The following is a 22,748-nucleotide window of genomic DNA, read 5'->3' on the forward strand; positions in this document are numbered from 1 at the left end:
TTTAATAGGATTCGCTCAAAAGCGCATTTGCCTAAAGGTTAAGCTCACCCGCGGCTCAACAACTTTCTTGGTTTTGGGCAGGCTGTGTAACCAATTTTTTTGCGTGCTGCCTTTCATAACCAGCAAGCTACCGTGCCCTAAAGTAAGCGAAACGCTCTCCCCTGTGTGTCTATGTTTAAACGAGAACTTCCTCTCCCCACCTAAACTCAACGCCCCGATGACCCCATTCTCAACAAGGTCTTTCTCGGCATCACTGTGCCAACTCATGCCCTCCTCGCCTGAGCTATAAAAATTGCCCAGGCATGAATTAAACACCTCTCCGCAATGGCTCTCCACCCGTTGTTTAATCTCGCGTAGACAGTCCGGCCATACCAACGCCCTCTTGGTATACCCCGAGTAGGTATAGTCGACCGGCTCATCCGCGTACCAGGCAATTTTCCGTTTGGTGACAATCTCTTTGCCATAAATAAATGCTCGGTCATGCTCCCAATGCAATTCGTTAATGCACTGATCCAAATACATATCCGCGATCTCAGCTACTAAGATTTTACCGTGGTAATAAGCCTCGCCATCCTGTGGAAGCAGATTAACCAACTTCATGCCATCGTTTTCAAACAGATCCATACCAAGACCTCGTTAGTGCCCAGTGCGTTATGGCATGCCTAGGTTATTGGAAAGTTGGCAGCCACAAGCGAAACTTAACCTTCGTTGGAAACCCCACACCGCTAGAACATACCGCCACAGCGCTACCCGCGTTATACTGGTGTTTTAGCCATAGCGGAGGAAGACCATGCTTCGGCGTCACTTTTTACGGATTTCAGGTGTGCTGCTTGCCAGTGCATGGCTTGCTGGTTGCGCCAGCCCCCAATACTTACAGCTCAGTCCCGAGCGCAGTGCGCAGGTGCCGCAAGTGGGCTCAGGCCAGCAGGTCACGGTCATTGCCCAGGATGGCCGCGAGAGCGACATTATCGGCAATCGTGCTGGCGGCGGCATGTCGACGGCACATATTACCGTTAGCAGCCACGAGCTAATCCCACGTCTGCAGGAAGAGGCTGAGCGCGCCGTGCGGGATATGGGCTTTAGCCCTACCACCGAGCAGGCCGAGGGCCGCCCAAGCTTAACGCTAGAACTTGCCAGCCTGAACTACGCCCGTGGCGACAGCGGCCAGCCGCTGGTCGATGAAGCACGTCTTGAAGGTGTTTTCCGCGCTATCGCTCAAAACAAGGGCACCACCTATACCGGCACCTACACCTCACGCCGTACTCAGGGCTACGCCCTGAAGCCCGATGCCGACAGCAATACGCGCATGCTGAGCGATCTACTTAGCGATGGCATGAACCGTGCTTTTAGCGATCCAGAACTGGGCAATTTGCTCGCACGCTAAGACACACCTCTATAGAAACACCTTTGACACGGGCTGCGCCTCTTTACTTCTAGAGCCGCGGCCCGCGTCGTTCCAGTGCCCACACGCTTTCCGTTCGGCCACGCTCATCAGGGCTGCCCTCTTCCAGAAAGGTTAGCGTGAAGTTGGGGGTGAACAGGCTTTCGATTTCACTTTTGGGCACGCTATAAGGCGGCCCAGCACTGCCATCAGGATGCGACAAACTAATCAGCAACCCCTTGGCACCAGGCGGCACCAGCTGAGCAAGGTGAAACGCATAGCGCTGCCTTGTAGCAGGTGGCAGCGCTATCAGCGAGGCGCGATCATAAAACGCCCCTATCTCAGCGGCTTGTTGTATATGCAGGTGAAAAAAGTCCCCGCACCATAATTCCACGCTGCCCTGGCGAGAAATCGTAAACCCTGCCTGACGGTAACGGGATACGGCCGTGCTGCGCTGGGCCAAAAACTGCTCAATGGCCTCAGGGGCAAACTCAATCCCCAAAACGGGATACCCTTCATCCGCCAACCAGCGCATATCCAGGCTTTTACCGCACAGCGGCACCAGCACCTTGGTGCGATTTGCAACGCCAAGCGACGCCCAATGGCGCAACAATGCCGGGTGCGCTTGCTGCAAGTGAAAGCCAATACGCCCTTCTTGCCAGCGCTTGCGCCATTGATCGCTCATTGTCTAGCCACCTTGTCGTCGCTTGCGCTAACCACAGATTAGGGATGCATCCGCGAATAGGGCTTATCGCGCTTTTAGAACCAACGGTCACGCTTTTTACGCCGACGTGGCAGGTGCGGCACAATCAACCCCACCAGCAAGCCCGCGCCAGCGACACCGCCGCCGTACATAAAGTAGCGCATCAGCAAGTCTTCTTCTTGAGTCTCCAAGCGGGCCTGCAGCCCTCTTACCTGCTGGCGTGACTGTTCTGCCTGACTATCCAATTCCTGGTTACTCGCCTCAAGCTCGGCAATACGGCGTTCGCGAACTTCGAGCGTTTCCGTCATTGAGGCCGTACGCTGTTCCCAGGTTTCATTGATACCCTCAAGCTCGGCGGTAAGTTCCTCTACCTGAGCTTCTAACGCGGGTAGCTGCTCAACCGCACTGGGGGTTTGCTGAAGCTCATTGCTCAATACCCAAACGGCATTACCCTCGCTGTTGCGCACACGGGTATAGTCACCGCTGGTTTCCAGCACCTCCACCTGCTCACCTGCGTTAAGCGTACCGATGATGCGGTACCCATCGGTTGGACCGCTGCGCACATAGGTGCTCAACTCATCGGTCACCCACGCTTGGTTAGCGGACTGGGCGGTGGCATTGAAGCTGGTAACAGTAAGTAAAAGACCAGCCGCAGCGGCGTAATTTCGATAACGAGTTCTATTTACTAGCATGACATCATGTCCTAATTAAAAACGCTGCAAGGCGGACGAAGCCAGCAGCGCTTATCGCCTAACTTAGCGGTGCGCTTGTCTCATACGCTTACCCTTCTCCGCGCGGGGGCAACGGAAAGGGACGGGGGAACTCCGCTACCCGGGCATCGGTTTTGACCGCCTTCAATGGCCCTTCGCGCTCTACTTCATCAATGCGCACAATAGCATTTAATGGCAGGTAGCTACGCTTCACGCCATCGAAGGTTCGTTGCAATTTTTCAGTCGCAGGGTCGACCACTACCCGTGAAGCATCTTCAAAGACAAACTCCTCGACTTCAATAAAGCCCCAGAGTTCGCTTTGAAAGATCTCTCGGACGTATAAATCCCAAATTTCACCCTGCTGGTGAACCACCACACGGTAGATCGGCTTGGCCGCCATCTTGGCCTAATCCTCTTGCCATTCGTACATTAAGTTGGACCGCCTAGCTTAGCATATTCCTGCCGCCACGCCTTTAGGCTAAACCCTTAGCAAGCTTAGCGTTAATGCGACGGACAATGCGCTCATTAGCCGCGCATGCCCCCCTCGTGTATGGTGGTGAGCGTGGTTTGGCAATAATATTTATTCACCAAGTAGGAGTCATCAACATGCAGAAAGATCCCAATAAGGGCTATATTGCCCTGCTAGGCTGGAGTCTCAATGCGATTGAAGCGGCCGAAAATTTTGACCGTCGCTACATTGTCGTTGCACCTGATTGGGCGGAAGAGTATTGCCAAAAACATGATATTCCCTACGTGCCTTGGAATTTCGAGCGACTCAATGACCGCTCGATGGAAATTGCCGAGACACTGAAAGAGAAAGGCGTTGATGTCGCCATCCCACTATACGAAGAGACCGTTGAGTGGGCCGGGGCCATCAACTCTGTGCTACTGGATAACCCACGCCTTTACGGCCAGTCGCTGCTGTTGCGCGATAAAGCATTGATGAAGCGCCGTGCCCAGCTAGGCGGTATCCGCGTGGGTATTTTTGAAGAAGCCCACGATAAAGAAGACGTGGTACGCTTTCTGAAGCGGGTTAACCAGACGCTGCTCAAACTGGACGGCGACCCCAACGACCCGATTCACCTTAAAGCGTTTGATAAAGCGGGCTGCCTTGGCCACCGCGTTATTCGTACCCCAGATGAAGTCGATACCATCCCGGAGGAAGAGTTCCCGGTGTTGATGGAGTCGCACCTGGATGGTTGGGAATTTGCCGTTGAAGCGTGGATTCACGATGGCAAAATTGCCTTCTTGAACATCTCCGAATACGTGACGCTGGGTTACTCGGTGTTTGTGCCCGCCTCACCTGAACTTGAGATTTACCGCGAACAGATCACTCAGCAAATCGAGAAACTGATTAAAGCCTTTGATATTGAGTTTGGCTTGATCCACCCAGAATACTTTGTCACCAGCGATGGTGAGATGTACTTTGGCGAAGTAGCTTACCGTCCGCCCGGCTTCAAAGTATTTGAACTGCTCGAACGTGTTTACGGCTTTAATGCTTATCAAGCTTCAATGCTGGTGTTTGACCCGAAAACCACTAAAGAAGAAGTGGCCAAATTCTTCCCGAAAGAAGTGGTTGATGCCGATGGTTTTGCCGGTTGCTTTGGCGTTTACCCCCGCCGTCGTGTGGTCAGCCGCTTGGAAATTCCCGAAGAGACCGAAGATCATCCCTATTTTGAGTCTCATGAACTAACCTCACCAGTAGAAGAAACCGTTACTAAGCGCACCGCGTTTGGTACCCATTGGGGTCTGATCTACTTTAAAGGCGAGGATGCGCATACGATTCGCGATCTGCTAAAACGCCAAGAAGATCTCGACTTCTATGTATAATCCCCGCTGATGCTGGGATAAGGAGTCACCGTGGAGACAGATCAAGTAACGTCTTCTCAAGAAGATAGCAAGCTCAATGGACTGTTGAGCAACTTTGATGACGCCGTGCGTCTGCTTACGCAGGCGCCCGCCTTCTCAAAGCCCGCCAAGCTGCCGCGGGTGATGGATACCGCGCGACGTGTACTGCTTCAGGATGGCGGCTGTGAAGCACTGGAGTCCCGCGCCCAAGCGTTTGAGGACGCTGGTGTGTTTTTGGGCTCCGATTGGGAAACACCTCAATACTTGGTGCCGACCCTAACAACCTTCGCGTTGAAAAGCGCAGATGCCAATGTGGTCGTCATTGAGGCCTTAAGCGAGCTTCGACTCCTGGCTGTCGCTAAAGGCAATTTTGAGCATCCGCTGGTTTCCGCAGAGCATGCCCACCACTACCTTACTCAGGTAATGGCGATTAATTTATGGCTGCTGTTTTTACCGCCTAGCGAAGCCGAGCGGGAAACCCAAGGGCGACTGGCGACCATCCCTCGCCATCTCTTCCAACATCTCGCCGATCGCATTGGCTACGAACATATTGTTGATCAACTGATTGATGAGATTTGGCGCATCTTAAAACAACGCCCGATTCAGGTTGATTCGATCAAACAGATGATCACCCAAATCGCGCTGTGTCAGGCTAACCCAGCGATTGATCTTGGCGCGAGTGGCCAGGGAGCTGACCGTCTGGTCAGCTCGCTTTACGGGCCCACCCAAGCCTGTCGCGAAGACCCCGGCGTGGATATTTATCGTGACCGGTTAGAACATATGGATCAGGCTGCCCTGCAGGCTGAATCCACCGGCTTCGCCCGGGCGATGCATGACACCGGTCTGGTATCGCCCTATCACGCCGTGCTGTTGCGTCATCTACTTGAAGAGGGTGACCACTTACTCTCCGAGGCGCTGGGGCTTTCATCTACCGGCCGTGACTGCCTACTCTGCTATCGCGAGCTGGTTCAAGCGCTGATACGTGGCGGCGTTTACCCTGCCACGGCACAAGCAGTGTATGGCCTCGCGCTGATGCTGGAGCGCGGTATTCTCTATCAGCCGCCAGTGGCACCCGCGATGTGGCGTCAACTGAACCTGCCGCTCTCGGAGTGGGCGCAGTCGCGGCTATCCATGGCTTATGGCGACACTGTTTCTCCACGCGCACGCTTAATTGAAGGCGTGCTCTGCATGCTGGGACTGCCACTCGGCGTTGGCCAGGGCAACAACCCCACCTGCCAGTCAGCCCGAGCGCTCTCCATGTGGGCGTATAACGACCCAGACTATCTGCTGCAGATGGTGGCTTGGGCAGCCCGCGACGACGAAATCATTATGCATTTCGAGGGGCAAGCCATCTCATCCATGGCGAGTCTCTCTGGTGTGGCAACCCAGCTGCCCATCGATCTTGATCCGGTTTCGCTGATTGTAGTGCCGCATCTGGATCGCATTTATGCCGAAATGGGTCGACGCTGCATTGGCCGGGAAGGTGATCCCCACCGCTGGGTGAATCCTGAATTTCACGGCTGGTGGTCAGGCCGCGGTTTCCGCATCAACGTCGACGTGGCCACTGGCCAACTAAGCGATGTGGATGACTTTATACGCCACTTCTTCGCCTACTATCACCCCTATTACAATGGCAATCAGCCGCTGATTCATCCCCAACCCGCGGGCATTGCGGTCACCGACAGCGCAGCGCGTTTTATCGGTTGGCACGCAATTACTATTTTGCGAGCCTCCCTCGACCCTTCTGATGTTATGCGGGTGTACTTCTACAACCCTAACAATGACAGTGGGCAGGATTGGGGCGATGACGTCATAGTCAGCACATCAGGCAATGGTGAACGCTTTGGTGAGGCCTCACTGCCTTTCGATCGTTTTGCATCGCGGCTGTATATCTATCACTACGATCCTCTAGAGCGCGTTGACATAGCCGATGTCACCAGCGAAGAGGTGGAAAATGTTAAACACTACTTGCACCGTAGCTGGGGCGCTTCTCGCTTACCACCGACTGAGCTGCAAGCGGATCAGGGCTCCAATTCAACCCTTCCCCAATCACCGCTACCGGATACGCCCCCAGACGAAGGGTAACAGGTACGCTGAGCGATACTTTCAACCACGACACTTTCAACCACTATGATGCGACTCGATCAACTGTTGGTCAGCCAGGGGCTGGCCAACTCGCGTACCCGCGCCCAAAGACTTATTCGTCACGGGCGGATACGGCTTGCCGATAGTGGCAAGCCGTTAATCAAAGCGTCCGAGAAATGGCCCGAAGAGACCCGTTTTGAAGTAGAAGATGATCCCGAAGAGCGCTATGTCTCCCGGGCAGGATTGAAGTTAGAGGCGGTGCTCACTGCGCTTGAGTTGCGGTTTGACGGTTGCAGCGTGCTCGATATTGGCCAATCAACCGGCGGCTTCACCGACTGCGCGCTGCGTTTTGGCGCCCGCCACGTGATTGGCGTAGAAGTTGGCCATGGACAGCTTGCACCTGAGCTGCGCGGCGACCCACGCGTCACCTGCCTGGAAGGGTTAAATGCACGTTCAATGAGTAGCAGTGAAGCACTCAGTAGCGTGCTTTCCGTTCAGCCCATTGATAGCGCCATTATGGACGTTTCATTTATATCTCAAACGCTGATTTTGCCCGAAATTGCCGCCCTGCTACCACCTGAGGGGCAGTTGATTTCACTGGTTAAACCGCAGTTTGAGCTAACCCCCGGCGCCCTGGATAAACGTGGTGTGGTTCGCGACGCTAAGCGCTTTGCAGAGGTGGAAACCAACATTCGCAGCACCTGCGACGCCTGCGGACTCACCATTCGCCACTGGCAGGAGAGCCCGATTACCGGCGGTGACGGCAATCGAGAGTTTCTCCTGCACGCTGTAAAAGAGGTTTAAAAAAGAGGACTAAGTCGACGCAGGGGGCATCAGATGATTAGCGGACTGCACTTTGACCGCCTCCCCCTGATCAGGGTGTAGCCACACATCCATCTGTTCAAACGCCACGCGTACGCCCGCTTCACGAAACAGCGCATCTATCCGGCAGTTGATTTCATCGGCGGCAAACAGCCGATCGAGCAGATCGTTGACGAAAATACGCAGCTCGAAGTTAAGGCTGTGCTGCCCATAGCTTAAACAGAAAACCTGGGGTTCTGGGTCGGTTAGCACACGGGGGTTTTCATCCGCCACCTTACGTAATAGCTGGTGCACTTTGGCCATATCGGAGCCGTGTGCCACGCCGTAGGTCAGCACGACACGGGTGATATTATCCGACAGCGACCAGTTGATCAGTTGGTCGGTCACAAAGGTTTTATTGGGGATAATGATCTCTTTACGATCAAAGTCGGTGACGGTGGTCGCACGGATGCGTATACGGCTGACGGTACCGTGCAAATTACCGAGTGTGATGGTGTCGCCAATCCGAATTGGGCGCTCAAACAGAATGATCAAGCCCGATATAAAGTTGGCAAAAATCTCCTGCAGTCCAAACCCCAAGCCCACACTCAGGGCTGCCACCAGCCACTGCAGCTTGTCCCAGGAGACGCCCAGCGTCGAAAGCCCCATGACTATCCCCGTGCCCACAATGGTGTAGGAGAGCAGCGAGCTAATCGCATAGGCGCTACCCTGTTTCAATGACAGCCGCGATAGCACCATCACTTCCAACAGGCCGGGTAAATTGCCTGCCATAATAAACGTAATCGCGACAATCAGCAGGGCCGCAAAGATGTCGGAGATCGACAGCGCATTATCGACCAGTTCCCCATCCTGGGACTCCCATAACGATACGTTGTCCAAGTAGCCAAGCACCGAAATCAGGTCGGCCCACACCAAATAGAGCAGCGCGCTAAAGCCAATCAGCACAATCAGTTTAGAAAGCCGCAGCGACTGGCTGTTGATCTGCTCCATATCAAGGGGGGGCTCTTCTACTACTTCGAGCCCACCCTCCGCACCCTCTTGTACCTGAGCGCGACGGCGAGCCAATGCGCGGCGATAGGCGAGCCGTCGTGCGGCCACCGCAAGACTTCTTACCAAGGTGGCTTCCACCACAACCCATAGACCCAGCAAGTAAAGGGTAATCGCGAACCGCCCTACCAAGCGTAGCGCAGTGTATTCATAGCCCCAGACGACCAATCCCAGCAGCATCAGAGGCACCGACGCCATCGCCAGTCCCAGCAGCAAGCGAAACAGGCGCAAGCCAAAAATGGGGATATGTGCCAATATCAACTGCGCCAACCACCAGCTCATCGCCATCAAGCCAAACGACAACAGCCCCAAGGCGACAGGACGCAGGGCCAGCGCCGTTTCCATCTCTCCAGACATCGCCGCAATGGCAATCACCGGTATCAAGGCAATGCCCAACCCACCTAACAGTTGGCGTAAGCGGGCGTTGTACTGCGGCGACCAGGTAAAGTGGCGTTCGGCCACGCCATCGGTGACCAGCAGCCTGCGCAACCATGCGACGGCTGCCCAGCTAAGCGCTAACTGAAGCAGCGCCGGGGCAACGCTATTAGCTAACGACCCCGCCGCCCCAAGCAGCCCAACGCCAACACCGGCTAATGCCAGCGGGCCGGGGATCGCCAGCAGCGCATTCAGCAGCACCGCTTTGGGGGTATGCAGCTGGGTATCGCTTTTTAATCGGCCAATCTGCGAATGCAACTTGGCCAAACGCGCCTTAATTCGACCCCGTAAGCCAATCAATACCAGGCTTAACACCACCAGCGGCGCCCCTCTGAGCACTTCCCATGAGAATCCTTGCCAATGGGTGGGTAAAATGGTGCGCCACTCTCCTTCCTGCCACTCGAGCTTGAGGTTACGAGGTAACTGGCGCGCCCAGCTCAGATCCAGCGGGCGACTATTGGCGACCCAAAACAGCTGTTCATCAATGGTTTTACGCAGTTCGCTGGTCGTCGTTACTAGCTGCTGTTGATTGAGCTGCAGTTCAATCGCCGCACTCAATAAACTGCCATACGACTGCTCCAGTTGTTCGACCAGCTCACGCCGCGATTGGTAAAGCTGCGAAAGTGAATCCACTAGCCCAGGCGTTGCCTCTATACCCGCCTCGGCTAAGCGCGTGGCGGCATACTGCTCGCTTTGGCGCAGCTGGTCACGCTGGCGGACTAAATCAAACTGCTTTAAGCGCAGGTCGGCAATTTCGTCCTGCAAATCCCGTGGAGCTGGTAAGGGAGGCAGCGACTTGCGCTGTTCGCGCAGAATACGCGACAGCAGTTGGCTGCCGCGGATAGCCTCAATTTGTTCATTAAGGCTGCGCTGTAGCTGACGCACGTTCTCCAACTGCCGCTGGGCTTCAATATTTTCGCGCACAACACTGTTAGCGCGATCCGTCGCCCGCAATAGCTCCAGACTGAGTGTCTGGTTGGTTTGCTGCGCCTGCGCCACCACCGGATGCCCAGCGGCGATTAATGGGTTATCCCTGGCGGCATCGGCAATGGCTTGCTCCGAGGCCAACCGACGCTGCTGGTCAATCACCCCTTGCAACATCGTTAACTGCTGCTCTCGATAATCGACCTGCGCCATCAGCACATCGCGGCGCTCTTGGGCTAATTCTCGCAGCCGGCTATTAGCGCTTAGCTCACGCTGATAAAAGCTTATTTCGCGCTCGGCAAGCGCCCGTTCCAGACGCAGCTGGATAAGCCGTGCATCGCTCAGCGCAGAGAGCTGACGATCCGCCAGCAGTGCCTCGCGCTCATCGTGCTGTCGGCGCAAACTCTCCGCGCGCTGAAGGGTTTCCGCAATGGACTGCTGGGCACGCTCGGGCAGTGTTTGGGCGGCCAGCAGTTGCGAATTCACTTCCGCTAGCTGGCTTTGCAACTGCTGTAGCTCAACCACGGCGTTGGTTTGCAGCGTTTCCAGCTCGTCGAGGGGACGATCGCTCAAGTCGGAAACGGTTAGCTGCTGCGAGGCCTCTTCAGCTTCGCTCAACTCACGCTGCAGACGTACCAGCAGTTCAGGGGCCTGTTCTACGCGGGTGTCTAACGCCGCTAGGCGCTCATCCACGGAAGCCAGCCGCTCATAGGCGTCGAGCGCCGCTTCCAGGGTCTCCTTGTCGCTTACCTGCTGGTCAGTCAATGTTCCCTCAAGCGCTTCCAACTGAGCTAGCCTTGAGGACAGCTCTTCTTGCTCAGGCACCCGTTCAAGGAGGCTAGACTGGAGCGCAGCGTGGGCTGGATTAAAAGCGGCACTGCTAATCACCAGCAGCAGGAACAAACAGGTTATACTCCACCTAAAGGCGCATCTCACCACGTTACTTATGCCTCGTTGACATCGAAAGCTCCGCAGACACGGATAATAGGGTTATTGTCAGGCGTTCTGATAGCCAGCGCAATCAGAGCTGTTGACTTCTGCAGGCGGCGTGATAGAAACAAGCATGGCATTTGCCTATTCACTCATTTTGCGAGTCACCTTGATGGTCACCCGAAAACTGCCGTTGACGAAACTCATTGTTCTGCTCAGCCTTGCTACCTTTAGTGCCAATGCCCTCGCCGAGTCTCAACAAGAGATTGAGGCGCGTATCCGTGCCCTCAATGCCGAGCTGTATGATCTGCATCAGCAGTTGCAGCAGATAGAAAATCCCGAAGAAGCTGCAATAGGCTTACCATTTGAACAGTTGCCTGAAGAGGCTGCACGGGAAGACTTAAGCGAGCGCCGTGAACTTGAGCAGGAGTCAAGCCGGAACCCGTTTTCAATCACCACCCACCGCACTAACTACCTGTTCCCAGTTAGTTACAATGCCAACCAAAACCGTGAAAGCTTTCGCACCGTGGCTAACGGCACCCCAGCAGATAGCGTGGAGTTGAAATTCCAGTTCAGCGCCAAGGTTAATCTCGCCGAGCAGGTGTTTGGCAACTACGGTGATGTCTACTTTGGCTACACCCAGCGTAGCTGGTGGCAGGCTTATAATACCGATGCCTCGTCGCCCTTTCGGGAAACCAACTACGAGCCTGAAATATTCATCGACTTTGATAATGCCTGGGAGGCGCTTGGCTGGGTAAATACCCGCAACCGGGTATCCCTTAACCACCAGTCTAATGGTCGCTCGGATCCGCTCTCACGTAGCTGGAACCGGGTGTATCTTGAAAGCACCTTTCAACGCGGCGATTGGGCGTTCACGCTGGCACCGCATTGGCGTATACCCGAATCATCAGAGGATGACGACAACCCGGATATCGAACGCTACATGGGTTACGGCGATATTCGACTCGCCAAACGCCTTAACAACAACCATGAAGTGAGTGGTCAATTACGTGGCAACCCTAGTGCTGGCAATATAGGCACCCAGATTGACTACAGCTGGCCAGCATTCAACAGCTTGCGGGCGCATGTACAGTACTACTACGGATATGGTGAAAGCATGATCGATTATGATCATCGCGTGCACCGTTTAAGCCTTGGGTTTAGTTTAAATCCCTTATTTAGTGCCACAGGGCTGAACCGTTAGGCGCATTTGCTTGTCTGTTAGTGCGTGGCTGCTATGCTTATAAATGTAGGAGCTAACAGTCCAATCATTCATTCGTCAAAGGAAGACTCCATGGCTAAACGTCAACCCACTTACTCTACTCAAGCCGATCAACTCAAAGATGATCTGCGCCACTTGAGTGAAACCGTTGAAGAGCTGGTCAATGCGACCGCTAAAGACGCCAGCGGAGAGATGAACGATTTGCGCACCCGCGCTGAGCGCCGTTTGAAAGACACGCGTGCGCGTCTTGAAGCTCGCGGCGAGCGTATTTATGACGAAACCCGCGATTCATTGACCCACCAAGCCGATGCATGTGATCGCTACGTGCATGACAATCCCTGGACAAGCATTGGCATTGGTGCCGCAGCAGGTTTGGTTGTGGGTATGCTGCTCGGTCGTCGCTAATGGCTTTGGGTCCCACCCAACGCGTCTTCTCTGCCGCCAAACGCTTACTGAAATCGCTGATTGCTAATAGCGAAACCCGCCTGCGTTTGGCGGTGTTTGAGTTAGAAGAGGAGCGTGCGCGCTTACTGGTACTACTGCTTCTCGCAGGAGCAAGCTTACTGCTGCTCTTGTTGGGTATTGCCACACTGACGGCATTGGTAGTGGTGCTGTTCTGGGATACCTATCGCTTAACCGCCATTGCGATCAGTGCAGGTGTGTTGATAGGCGCCAGTTTGCTACTCGCGGTTATCGCCATCCGCCAGTCTAAGCGTCACTCGCTTTTAAAAGAAACACTCAAACAGCTTGCCGCTGATCGAGCACTGCTTGAGGAGCCAAGTGATGAAACCATCCGCAGACACCGCTAAACCGCCAACCAAACCTTTAAGCCGCGCTGAGCGCAAAGCGCTGCTGCTAGCCGAATTAGAGCAGCAGCGCGTGGATATTTTGGTGGATAGCGACTATTTGCAGCAGGCAGCCTCGCCGCTAGACCAAAGCTGGCAAAGCTTTAAACTGCCGCTCTACGCCGTCGGCGGCTTTGCTGCTTATAAGCTAGCACGCCACCCTGGTGGTGCTATGGCAGCAGGCCGAAAAGCGCTTGCGGGCTACATGCTATTCAAAAAGCTTAAGTTATTAGCCAAAGTGGCTACTTAAGTTAAAGCTTTTTTGTACTGGGCTTTTTTGTACTGGGCTAGGATGTACGTAAAACGCATTTCCTAGCCTAGCAGGCTTGCCCACAAGCGACGCCACTCGCCCACGCCCACTGAAAGTTATACCCGCCTAGCTCTCCCGTCACATCCAATACCTCTCCAATAAAGCGCAGTTGCGGCAGGCCTTTAACTTCAAAGGTCTTGGATGATAGCGCCTCGGTATTGACCCCGCCCATGGTCACCTCTGCGGTGCGCCAACCTTCGGTGCCCGCTGGCTTCAGTTGCCAGGCGTTGAGCCTTCCTGCCCACTCATCCAGCGCTGTGTTGGCATACTGGGCCAGTGGTCGCGCCGGGTCACTGTCGGGGTACCACTCCAACAGCGCTTGCGCCAAGCGTTTCGGGAAGCGTTCGCCAAGCCAGGTAGAGAGTTGGCGCTTTGGGGTCTCTTGGCGCGCTTCGCGCAGTGACTCCGCCACGTTCTCACCGGGCAGCAGATCAATGTTAATCGCCTCCCCTGGCTGCCAAACGCTGGATATCTGCAGCATCGCAGGCCCAGACAAGCCACGGTGGGTAAATAGCATGGGCTCTACAAAGCGGCGACTGCCTGCGCTAACGGCCACTGGCACGCTGACGCCTGATAGCTCTGCTGCGCGTGCCTTCCAAGTATCGCTCAGCGTGAACGGCACCAGCCCCGGGCGGGTATCGAATACTTCCAAGCCAAATTGACGGGCTATATCGTAACCCAATCCCGTCGCCCCCATGCTCGGAATGGAAAGCCCGCCGCTCGCCACGACCACCACACCCGCATCAATGTTACCTATCGAAGTGGTTAGCCGCATGGCACCGCCCTGCTGCTCCACGCGAGTAATCTGTGTGCTGAGTTTTATATCAGCCCCTGCCCATTCGCACTCGGTCAGTAGCGTGCGGACGATCTCTTTGGCCGAGGTTGCACAGAATAGCTGCCCTGGGGTTTTCTCCACATGTTCAACGCCATGGCGCTCAACCAACTCGACAAAGTGCTCAGGCCGGTAGCGCTTGAGCGCCGAAATACAAAAGTGAGGGTTTGACGAGTAAAAGTGCTGCGGCGTCGTGCCAAGATGGGTAAAGTTGCAACGGCCACCCCCAGACATCAGAATTTTCTTGCCCGCTTTGTTAGCATGATCAAGCACTAACACCCGCTTGCCGGTATAACCCGCTTGCGCCGCGCACATTAAGCCCGCGGCGCCAGCACCGATGATGACAACGTCATAGATCATAGTGGACAGCTCATAATGGGGGCGACTCTCGCTGTAAAAAGCAGGCATTCTAACAGGGTCAGTCTTAAAAATTATTATATGATCGAATTCCTCTATACAATAACTGTATAAATAATATCTAACGCTGAGAAGACTATGCTTTTGCCCCTTCGCCGACGACGGCTGCTGCGACTCGCGCTTGTACCTTTCATCCTGCTGCTATCCGCCGTGGCGTTTGCTCAAACGGCGCCGTCAGTCATCGGCACACGGGCGGTCATGACCACTTGGTCGGATCCACTGGAAGCCTTAGGCACACTTAGCGCGGATGAAAGTGTCACGCTATCCGCCACCGTCACCGATATTGTTGCCGAGATCAATTTTCGTGATGGAGAGCTGGTCGAAGAGGGTCGGCTGCTTATTCGCTTAGAAGACGCGGAAGAGCAGGCGCAACTCAGGGCCTCCCAGGCACTTCGCGAAGAGCGCCTCAACGCGTCAAATCGTGCTTCGCAGCTGCAAGATCGCAACCTTGCGGCTCGCGCCGATGTAGAAGATAGTCGATCACGACTGCGTCAGGCAGACGCCGATATTCAAGCAATTGAAGCGGAGCTATCCAATTATCGGATAGAGGCGCCTTTCAGCGGCCGCGTTGGTTTTCGCACTATCAGTATCGGCGCTCTGGTCACTCCAGGAATGGACTTGGTGACGCTAGATAAGCTGGATGTTATGCAGCTCGATTTCAGCGTCCCCGAGGTGTTTCTGGGCCGCCTCTCGCCAGGTTTGATGCTCAATGCCACCACTGCGGCCTACCCTGACGACCTCTTTAGCGGCGAAATTGCCACCATCGGTACGCGTGTAGACCCGGTAAAACGCAGCGTAAGCGTTCGTGCGGAGCTCGATAATGCTGATGGTCGCTTGCGTCCTGGTATGTTGATGGAAGTGATCGTTCAGCAACGCGTCCGCGACACCATTGTGATCCCTGAAGCGGCCATTGAGCCTAGCGGTGATCGGCATTTCGTTATGCTGATAGAACAGCAAGATGGCACTACCCGCCTAGCCCAGCGTGAAGTCAGGATTGGCGAGCGGCGCAATGGCGAGGTGGAAATTCTCGAAGGGTTAGCCCAGGACGATTTAATTGTCTTTCATGGCCTACAGCTTGCCCGCGATGGGCAAGAGGCGAGGTTAATCGGGATCGCCGATGACGAGACAGGTATACGCGCGCTGCTGGAGGCCGACCGCTAATGCGCTTATCGGATATCTCTGTTCAGCGCCCCGTCCTCGCGATGGTGATCGCAGCGCTCATTATTGCCTTTGGTCTTCTAGCGCTCAATCGCCTGCCGCTGCAAGAGTACCCCACCATCGACCCACCCGTGGTCACCATCGACACCCGCTACCCCGGCGCCTCAGCCAGCGTTGTCGAAACACGCATTACTCAAGTGTTAGAAGACCGTATTGCGGGCGTTGAAGGCATTGAGCTGATCACCTCGGAAAGCGAAGATGGCCGCTCTCAGATTGAGATCGAATTTAGCATTGATATGGATATTAATGCCGCCGCCAACGATATTCGCGACCGCATTTCTGGCGCGCTGCGCAACCTGCCCGACGACGCCGACAACCCCGAGGTCACCAAAGCCGATAGCAGCGAAGAGATCGTCGTGTGGCTCAGCCTTTCCGGTGAAGACTACTCGATCACCGAGCTGACCGACTATGCTAACCGCTTTCTAGTCGACAGCCTTTCCGTTCAGCCAGGAGTGGCAAGGGTGCGTGTCGGCGGCGGCAGCGACTACGCTATGCGCGTGTGGCTAGACCGCAACGCCCTAGCCGCACGTGAGCTCACCGTCAGCGATATCGAAGATGCACTACGGGCCGAGAACGTTGAACTGCCTGCGGGCTCGATTGAATCTGAAGATCGTCAGTTTATTGTGCGCCTACCCCGCAGCTTTGCCAGCGCCGAAGATTTTCAGCGCCTTGCTCTCAATTCTCCCCGCAATGCCTCCCTCAATCAGGGCGAAAATGGCTACCTGGTACGCCTTGCTGATGTGGCCAGGGTAGAAGTGGGCGCGGTAGAGGATCGCTCAGTGTTCCGCTCCAACGGCATCCCCATGGTTGGGCTGGGGATGATCATGCAGTCCACGGCTAATGTGATCGAACTTTCCGAAGCGGTGCAGGGGGAGCTTGAACGCCTGCAGGGCACGCTGCCAGAAGGCATGTCATTGAGCCTGAATTACGACGCCTCGCTATTTGTCTCAGGCGCCATTGAGCAGGTGGTCATGACGCTGTTTATCGCCATGGGGCTGGTCGTGGTGGTGATCTTTATGTTTTTAGGTAATTTGCGCACCACCCTGGTCCCAGCGGTGACCGTACCGATCGCCGTCATCGGCGCCTTTACCGCTTTGGCAGCAATGAATTTTTCGATCAACCTGCTGACGCTGCTAGCACTGGTGCTGGCAATCGGCCTGATTGTCGATGACGCCATCGTGGTACTTGAAAACATTAACCGGCGTATGCACGACTACGGCGAAACGCCGCTCGTCGCCGCCTTCCGCGGCACTCGCCAAATCGCCTTTGCCGTGATTGCGACCACCCTGGTGTTAGTGGCGGTTTTCGTGCCACTCAGTATGTTGCAAGGCGATATTGGTCGGCTATTTTCCGAGTTCGCGCTGACCATGGCCGCCGCGGTGGTGGTCTCTACCCTGCTGGCGCTGACGCTGACGCCGATGATGGCGTCTAAAATTCTTAAACCGGGCATGCACGACAGCCGGATTGGCAAAGCGGTGCAGTGGCTGCTCAGCGGCACCCAGCGCCGCTATCAGGCGGTGTTAGAGTGGATGCTCAAAATGCGCTGGCTGGTGGTGGCCGCGTTTGCATTGCTGATTGCCGCCACCGCCTGGCTGGCCACGGTGCTGCCCAACGAATACACCCCCCAGGAGGACCGCGGCAATTTTATTGTGCTAGTCAATGGCCCTGAAGGCGCCACCTTCGACTACATGATGGACTATATGGATGAGATCGAAGCGCGAATGACGCCGCTAGTAGAAAGCGGCGAGCTGGAGCGCGTAGTCGTTCGCGCCCCACGTGGCTACGGCAACATCGAGAATTTTAATAGCGGCTTTATTATCGTCAATATGGCCGACTGGGGCAGCCGACGCAGCGCCTGGGAGATTATGGCCGAGGTACGCCAAAGCCTTAGTTCACTGCCAGGTGTGCAGGCTTTCCCGGTGATGCGCCAAGGGTTTGGTCAACGAACAGAGAAGCCAGTGCAGTTTGTCCTGGGCGGCGGTAGTTACGAAGAAATTGCCCAGTGGCGCGACACCTTGATGAATCATGTGCGCGAAAACAACCCCCGCTTAATGGCACTAGAGAGCAACTACAACGAAACCCAGCCGCAGCTGAGGGTAGATATTGACTACGAGCGGGCGGCGTCGCTAGGCGTTACCGTGACCGAGATCGGTAGGACGCTGGAAGTCCTATTAGGTGGCCGTAATGTCACTCGCTATGTGGATGACGGTGAAGAGTACGATGTGATCTTGGAAGGCGATCGCGGCAGCCAAAACAGCCCAAGGACGCTAGATAACATACAGGTCCGCTCTGCGCGCACAGGTGAACTGATTCCCCTGGCAAGCTTGGTTTCCCTCTCAGACTTTGCGGGTGCCAGCACCTTAAACCGCTTTGACCGCATTCGCGCCATCACTATTGAGGCTAACTTGGCGGATGGCTACCCCCTCGGCGAAGCCTTGGCCTACTTGGAGCAGAGCGCCGCGGAGCTACTGCCGGAAGAAGCGCAAACCAATGTGGCAGGGGCTTCACGGGATTTCCAGCAGGCCAGCGGCGCCACCGCTTTCCTGCTGATACTTGGCGCGCTAGTGGTCTTTTTGGTACTAGCAGCGCAGTTTGAGAGTCTGATTCACCCCTTTGTGATCATGCTCACAGTGCCGCTAGCGATGAGCGGTGCCCTGCTTGCGCTACTGCTTAGCGGTCAGTCACTGAATATCTATAGCCAGGTAGGCCTAGTCCTGCTGATTGGCCTGGCAGCTAAAAACGGCATTCTGATCGTCGAGTTTGCCAACCAATTGCGCGATGAAGGTAAAGCGTTTCGAGCGGCGCTGATTGAAGCCTCTGTGACACGTTTAAGACCCATTTTAATGACCGCAGTGACGACCATGGCCGGCGCCATTCCATTGATTGTCTCGACCGGCCCCGGGGCTGAGTCGCGCCTGGTCATCGGCACCGTGATTATGGCGGGGGTAGGCTCGGCAACGCTGTTTACGCTGTTTGTCGTACCCGTCGCTTACGACTTGCTGGCACGCCACACCGGTTCACCAGGAGCGGTGAAACGACAGTTAGAGGAGGAAATAGCTAACGCGCCGGGGGGAACATCCGACAATTAAAAACAGCAAACCAAAAGGGCGCCCCAGAGGGGCACCCTTTTGATAAGCTACCGGTTAGTTATGAACTAACGAGATATTAACTAAAAGGCAGCGATTACTCACACTCGCCAAGATACTCGCCTTCGATCACGGTATTCATGCTTAGCTCACCCATGGGTGACTGGGTCAGGATATCGACGTTACCTTCAATGCGCTCACCCATAAAACGCATTTCGCCATCAATAGTCGCCTCACCACCCTCAGCGCGGCACACCATGCTGTAGCTTAGGCCATCCTCGTTCATGTCCTGGTCAAGCAACTCACAGCCTTCTTCTTCCTCAATGAAACCGAATTCGGCATCATCAAGTTCTTCCTGGCTAATACACTGGCGCTCGGTTTCGGTTTGATCCGGAATTTCCATTTCACCACTGACACTGGTTTTGCTAACAAACTCCCACTCACCAGCGGTCACATTAGGGGTTTCAGCCAACGCGACCATCGGAAAGGCCACTAGGGCCGCTACTGCCATGTTACGTAACATCATCGCTACTCTCACTGCGTTGCTTTAGGAATTTAGAGCCTAGGTATCCTACCTGATTCAATCCCACGATGCCCTACCCAACGACCACACTGCTACACTGAACGAATAACAAGCTTATTCAGCGCACCCGCTATACAAGGTAGCCAACAATGCAAGACGACGCTCTGGTCAATTATGACTTTCACTGCCCCTACTGCGATTCGCCGCTGACCTTCCTGATCGATACGTCCCAGGGCAGTCACGATACCTGGGAAGATTGCCACCAGTGCTGCGCGCCCATCCAGTTGCAAATTGTTGTCTCACCCGTCACCGGCGAACTCGACAGCGTCGTTGCCGGACGCGACGATGACGTTCTCTAGCCTTGAATGTAACGTCTTGTATTAAACGTCTCGCAAGGCAGCCTTGCGCTTGGTTTCGTTGCGGCGCATAAAAAACCACGCCAATAACGTCGCCAGGGATACGGTCAAAATAATTAGCGTGGCCAGCGCATTAATCTTCGGTGACACCCCCATCCGCACCGACGAGAACACCACCATGGGCAGCGTATTCGCCCCAGGACCCGAGACAAAGCTGGCAATCACCAGGTCGTCGAGGGAGAGCGTAAACGCGAGTAGCCAGCCCGCCGCCAACGCGGGAGTAATAATCGGCAGCGTAATGGAGAAGAAGGTTTTAAGTGGCGGCGAGCCTAAATCCATAGCGGCCTCTTCAATTGAATGATCCACTTCCCGCAGCCTTGCGGCCACCACCACCGCCACGTAGGCACTACAAAAGGTGGTGTGCGCAATCCAGATGGTCGCCATCCCCCTGTCTGCAGGCCAGCCAGTAATTTGCGCCATCTGCACAAATAGCAGCAGTAACGAAAGCCCCGTAATAACTTCGGGCATGACCAGCGGCGCCGTCACCATGCTAGAGAGGGCTGTTTTGCCTCGAAAGTGTCCGTAGCGGGTCATCACAAAAGCGGCCACGGTACCCAAGCAAACCGCCATGCTGGCCGCAAAAAAGGCGATGCGCAGGCTCGTCCATACCGCCGATAAAATCTGCTGGTCGCGAAACAGTTCGCCGTACCACTGAGTGGAAAACCCTGCCCACACCGTGACCAACTTTGAAGCATTAAACGAATACACCACCAGCACAAACATCGGCAGATAGAGGAACAGCAGGCCAAGCACCAGCATAGTTGTGGAGAAATTAATCCGCAGCACTCTACTCATGTTGCCAGCCTCACTCTTCAAGTTCGCGGGATTGATAGCGGTGGAACCAGACAATCGGTACCAGTAACAGCAGCAGCATTACCATGGCCAGCGCCGACGCCACCGGCCAATCGCGGTTGAGGAAGAACTCCTCCCACAACACTTTGCCAATCATTAATGTATCCGGGCCACCAAGCAGTTCAGGAATCACGAACTCCCCCACCGCTGGGATAAACACCAGCATCGACCCCGCCACGATACCTCCTGTAGAGAGCGGCAAAGTGACCTTTAAAAACGTATTGAGCTTGCGCGAGCCAAGGTCTGCAGCAGCCTCAAGCAGCGAGTTATCCATCCGGGTCAGGTGGGCATACAGTGGCAACACCATAAACGGCAAGTAGGCATAAACAATGCCAATGGTGACCGCGAACTGGGTATTCATCATGCGCAGCGGCGAATCGATCAGACCCAGCCCAATCAAGAGGTTGTTGATTAAGCCGCTATTACTGAGAATTCCCATCCAGGCGTAGACACGAATCAAAAACGACGTCCACGACGGCAACATCACCAGCAGCAGTAACAGCAGTTGCCAGCGCGCCGGTGCCCGCGCCATGGCATAGGCCATCGGGTAACCCAGCAGCAAACAGGCCAGCGTGGCCATAAACGCCGTCTTCACCGAGCCCCAGTAGGCGGCGATATACAGCGAGTCCGACAGCAGAAAGAGGTAATTGCCTAAATTAAAAAAGACATGCAACGTCTGATCGGCGTACTCAAGCAGCGGCCCATAAGGCGGAATGGCAATCGCGGCCTCGGACAGGCTGATTTTGAGTACTAGTGCAAAAGGCAGCAAGAAAAATAGTGTTAGCCACACTAATGGAAACGCTATCACTGCCCTTCGCCCCAATTGCCAGCGTTTGAGTAATGCTGAAACACGAGATGGCATCATTTAAGGCAGTCTCCTCCCAGAAAGTAACTCAGTGGTAAGAAGTCCAGTCATGAGAAACCCAGCCATCAGCGATTGAGCACAATCGTACTGTGATCTTCCCAGTAGACATAGACGTTGTCTTCCCAGGTGGGGCGATCACCGCGACGCTCGGTATTGGCCATACTGACCTTAATGATCTGGCCCGACGGTGTGCGCACGTAATAGAGCGAGAAACCACCTAAGTAGGCGATATCGTCCACCTTGCCTTCCGCCCAGTTATATTCAGTGGTGGGTTTCTCGCGGGTAAGCCAGATTTTTTCAGGCCGAAGTGCGACCCAAACCCGACGATTCGACGCCTGGGTGGTAATACCATGGTCAATATAGATGGGGCGCTCAAGCGCGGGGGCAACAATGCGGCAGTGGTCGGCTGCATCTTCAATAATCTCGCCCTCGAACAGATTCACCGTGCCGACGAATTCGGCCACCATGCGGCTCACCGGGCTTTCATAAATATCGATGGGCGAGCCTATCTGTTCGATCCAGCCATCGGCCATAATCGCCACACGGTCGGCCATGGTCATGGCTTCTTCCTGATCGTGGGTGACCATAATGCAGGTAACGCCGACCTGCTCGATGATTTCAACCACCTCTAGCTGCATTTCCGTGCGCAGCTTTTTATCCAGCGCGCCCATAGGTTCGTCTAGCAGTAGCAGCTTGGGTCGTTTGGCCAGTGAACGCGCCAGTGCCACTCGCTGGCGCTGACCACCCGAGAGCTGATGCGGCTTACGCTTGGCAAAGCGCTGCATATGCACCAGTTTGAGCATTTGCTCGACGCGAGCATCGATATCCGCCTTGGGCAGTTTGTCCTGCTTTAAGCCAAAAGCAATATTCTGCGCCACTGTCATATGCGGAAATAGCGCATAGGACTGGAACATCATATTGATAGGCCGCTTGTGCGGAGGCATCGCGGTGATATTTTCACCGTCTAATAGAATGCGGCCTTCTGTTGGGGTTTCAAAGCCCGCCAGCATCCGCAGCAGGGTTGATTTACCTGACCCAGAACCACCCAATAGCGCGAAGATTTCTCCGCGTTTAACCTGCAAATTAACATCATCCACCGCCAGCGCATCATCAAACCGCTTGCTTAAGCGTTTAACTTCCAGCACCACATCCTCAGCGAACCGCGGGATTTTACCCTGGGGCCGCGACGCTGAAGGCGTGATGGGTGAAGCAGATGAAGGCTCGTTCGACAGGGGCGTAGTGACCATTCGCCACTCCCATCAAAAGGCCCGGAAATC

At 55.1% G+C, this 22,748-nt stretch carries 21 protein-coding genes; 11 read left to right on the forward strand and 10 right to left on the reverse strand.

Going from position 1 to position 22,748, the window contains the following annotated elements:
- Positions 1-15 precede the first annotated feature (15 nt).
- A complete protein-coding gene (locus U738_RS18580; RefSeq protein WP_035583963.1) occupies positions 16-624 on the reverse strand; it encodes an alpha-ketoglutarate-dependent dioxygenase AlkB family protein in 609 nt (202 codons plus the stop codon).
- Positions 625-790: 166 nt separating this feature from the next.
- Here U738_RS18580 and U738_RS18585 point away from each other — a divergent pair, with 166 nt between their 5' ends.
- Positions 791-1,384 carry a YajG family lipoprotein gene (locus U738_RS18585; RefSeq protein ID WP_035583964.1) on the forward strand — a complete coding sequence of 198 codons (594 nt, stop codon included), beginning with the start codon at positions 791-793 and terminating at the stop codon, positions 1,382-1,384.
- Positions 1,385-1,433: 49 nt separating this feature from the next.
- On the opposite strand, the gene U738_RS18590 is transcribed toward U738_RS18585, so the two are convergent.
- The 3 genes from U738_RS18590 to U738_RS18600 form a co-directional block, all read right to left on the reverse strand.
- Positions 1,434-2,066: a hypothetical protein gene (locus U738_RS18590; RefSeq protein ID WP_035583966.1), complete on the reverse strand. Its 633-nt coding sequence runs from the start codon at positions 2,064-2,066 to the stop codon at positions 1,434-1,436.
- 74 nt (positions 2,067-2,140) lie between these two features.
- On the reverse strand, positions 2,141-2,776 hold the full coding sequence (locus tag U738_RS18595) for a TIGR04211 family SH3 domain-containing protein (RefSeq protein WP_035583967.1): 636 nt from the start codon (positions 2,774-2,776) through the stop codon (positions 2,141-2,143).
- Positions 2,777-2,864: 88 nt separating this feature from the next.
- Complete coding sequence (locus tag U738_RS18600) at positions 2,865-3,194, reverse strand: DUF1820 family protein (protein ID WP_035583969.1); 330 nt, start codon at positions 3,192-3,194, stop codon at positions 2,865-2,867.
- A 206-nt stretch (positions 3,195-3,400) separates the two neighbouring features.
- Between U738_RS18600 and U738_RS18605 the strand changes: the two genes are divergently transcribed.
- From U738_RS18605 to U738_RS18615, 3 genes are read left to right on the forward strand one after another with little or no spacing between them, the layout of a single operon-like run.
- Complete coding sequence (locus U738_RS18605; RefSeq protein ID WP_035583971.1) at positions 3,401-4,624, forward strand: ATP-grasp domain-containing protein; 1,224 nt, start codon at positions 3,401-3,403, stop codon at positions 4,622-4,624.
- Positions 4,625-4,654: 30 nt separating this feature from the next.
- Positions 4,655-6,727 (forward strand): hypothetical protein, encoded by a 2,073-nt coding sequence (locus U738_RS18610; protein WP_035583973.1) that lies wholly within the window; start codon positions 4,655-4,657, stop codon positions 6,725-6,727.
- Between the two features lie 45 nt (positions 6,728-6,772).
- A complete protein-coding gene (locus U738_RS18615; RefSeq protein ID WP_035583975.1) occupies positions 6,773-7,531 on the forward strand; it encodes a TlyA family RNA methyltransferase in 759 nt (252 codons plus the stop codon).
- 9 nt (positions 7,532-7,540) lie between these two features.
- Here U738_RS18615 and mscK read toward each other — a convergent pair whose 3' ends face one another.
- Positions 7,541-10,858 (reverse strand): mechanosensitive channel MscK, encoded by a 3,318-nt coding sequence (gene mscK, locus U738_RS18620; protein ID WP_035583977.1) that lies wholly within the window; start codon positions 10,856-10,858, stop codon positions 7,541-7,543.
- 199 nt (positions 10,859-11,057) lie between these two features.
- Between mscK and U738_RS18625 the strand changes: the two genes are divergently transcribed.
- The 4 genes from U738_RS18625 (at position 11,058) to U738_RS18640 (ending at position 13,202) form a co-directional block, all read left to right on the forward strand.
- The gene (locus tag U738_RS18625; RefSeq protein ID WP_035585637.1) at positions 11,058-12,089 is read left to right on the forward strand and encodes a phospholipase A; all 1,032 of its coding nucleotides are present in this window, start codon (positions 11,058-11,060) and stop codon (positions 12,087-12,089) included.
- Positions 12,090-12,179: 90 nt separating this feature from the next.
- Positions 12,180-12,512 (forward strand): DUF883 family protein, encoded by a 333-nt coding sequence (locus U738_RS18630; protein WP_035583979.1) that lies wholly within the window; start codon positions 12,180-12,182, stop codon positions 12,510-12,512.
- Positions 12,512-12,916: a phage holin family protein gene (locus tag U738_RS18635; protein ID WP_035583981.1), complete on the forward strand. Its 405-nt coding sequence runs from the start codon at positions 12,512-12,514 to the stop codon at positions 12,914-12,916. Before U738_RS18630 ends, U738_RS18635 begins: the two co-directional genes overlap by 1 nt.
- Complete coding sequence (locus tag U738_RS18640; RefSeq protein ID WP_035583983.1) at positions 12,891-13,202, forward strand: YqjK family protein; 312 nt, start codon at positions 12,891-12,893, stop codon at positions 13,200-13,202. Before U738_RS18635 ends, U738_RS18640 begins: the two co-directional genes overlap by 26 nt.
- 67 nt (positions 13,203-13,269) lie before the next feature.
- Here the strand turns inward: U738_RS18640 and U738_RS18645 are convergent, their stop codons facing one another.
- Positions 13,270-14,454, reverse strand: a complete 1,185-nt coding sequence (locus U738_RS18645; RefSeq protein WP_035583985.1) for an NAD(P)/FAD-dependent oxidoreductase — start codon at positions 14,452-14,454, stop codon at positions 13,270-13,272.
- Between the two features lie 135 nt (positions 14,455-14,589).
- Here U738_RS18645 and U738_RS18650 point away from each other — a divergent pair, with 135 nt between their 5' ends.
- Both U738_RS18650 and U738_RS18655 read left to right on the forward strand, forming a co-directional pair.
- Complete coding sequence (locus U738_RS18650; RefSeq protein WP_035583987.1) at positions 14,590-15,672, forward strand: efflux RND transporter periplasmic adaptor subunit; 1,083 nt, start codon at positions 14,590-14,592, stop codon at positions 15,670-15,672.
- Positions 15,672-18,818: an efflux RND transporter permease subunit gene (locus U738_RS18655; RefSeq protein ID WP_035583989.1), complete on the forward strand. Its 3,147-nt coding sequence runs from the start codon at positions 15,672-15,674 to the stop codon at positions 18,816-18,818. Before U738_RS18650 ends, U738_RS18655 begins: the two co-directional genes overlap by 1 nt.
- Before the next feature lie 94 nt (positions 18,819-18,912).
- Here the strand turns inward: U738_RS18655 and U738_RS18660 are convergent, their stop codons facing one another.
- Positions 18,913-19,341 (reverse strand): DUF3617 domain-containing protein, encoded by a 429-nt coding sequence (locus tag U738_RS18660; protein ID WP_035583991.1) that lies wholly within the window; start codon positions 19,339-19,341, stop codon positions 18,913-18,915.
- 146 nt (positions 19,342-19,487) lie between these two features.
- On the opposite strand from U738_RS18660, the gene U738_RS18665 reads away from it, so the two are divergent.
- Positions 19,488-19,697 carry a CPXCG motif-containing cysteine-rich protein gene (locus U738_RS18665; RefSeq protein WP_035583993.1) on the forward strand — a complete coding sequence of 70 codons (210 nt, stop codon included), beginning with the start codon at positions 19,488-19,490 and terminating at the stop codon, positions 19,695-19,697.
- A gap of 21 nt (positions 19,698-19,718) precedes the next feature.
- Here U738_RS18665 and U738_RS18670 read toward each other — a convergent pair whose 3' ends face one another.
- From U738_RS18670 to U738_RS18680, 3 genes are all read right to left on the reverse strand, one after another.
- On the reverse strand, positions 19,719-20,549 hold the full coding sequence (locus U738_RS18670) for an ABC transporter permease subunit (RefSeq protein WP_035583995.1): 831 nt from the start codon (positions 20,547-20,549) through the stop codon (positions 19,719-19,721).
- A 10-nt stretch (positions 20,550-20,559) separates the two neighbouring features.
- Positions 20,560-21,471, reverse strand: a complete 912-nt coding sequence (locus U738_RS18675; protein WP_035583997.1) for an ABC transporter permease subunit — start codon at positions 21,469-21,471, stop codon at positions 20,560-20,562.
- Positions 21,472-21,536: 65 nt separating this feature from the next.
- Positions 21,537-22,718, reverse strand: coding sequence for an ABC transporter ATP-binding protein (locus tag U738_RS18680; RefSeq protein ID WP_035583999.1), 1,182 nt, complete (start codon positions 22,716-22,718; stop codon positions 21,537-21,539).
- Positions 22,719-22,748 lie beyond the last annotated feature (30 nt).

This window comes from Halomonas sp. TG39a (genome assembly GCF_000744395.1).
GTDB classification, from domain to species: domain Bacteria; phylum Pseudomonadota; class Gammaproteobacteria; order Pseudomonadales; family Halomonadaceae; genus Vreelandella; species Vreelandella ventosae_B.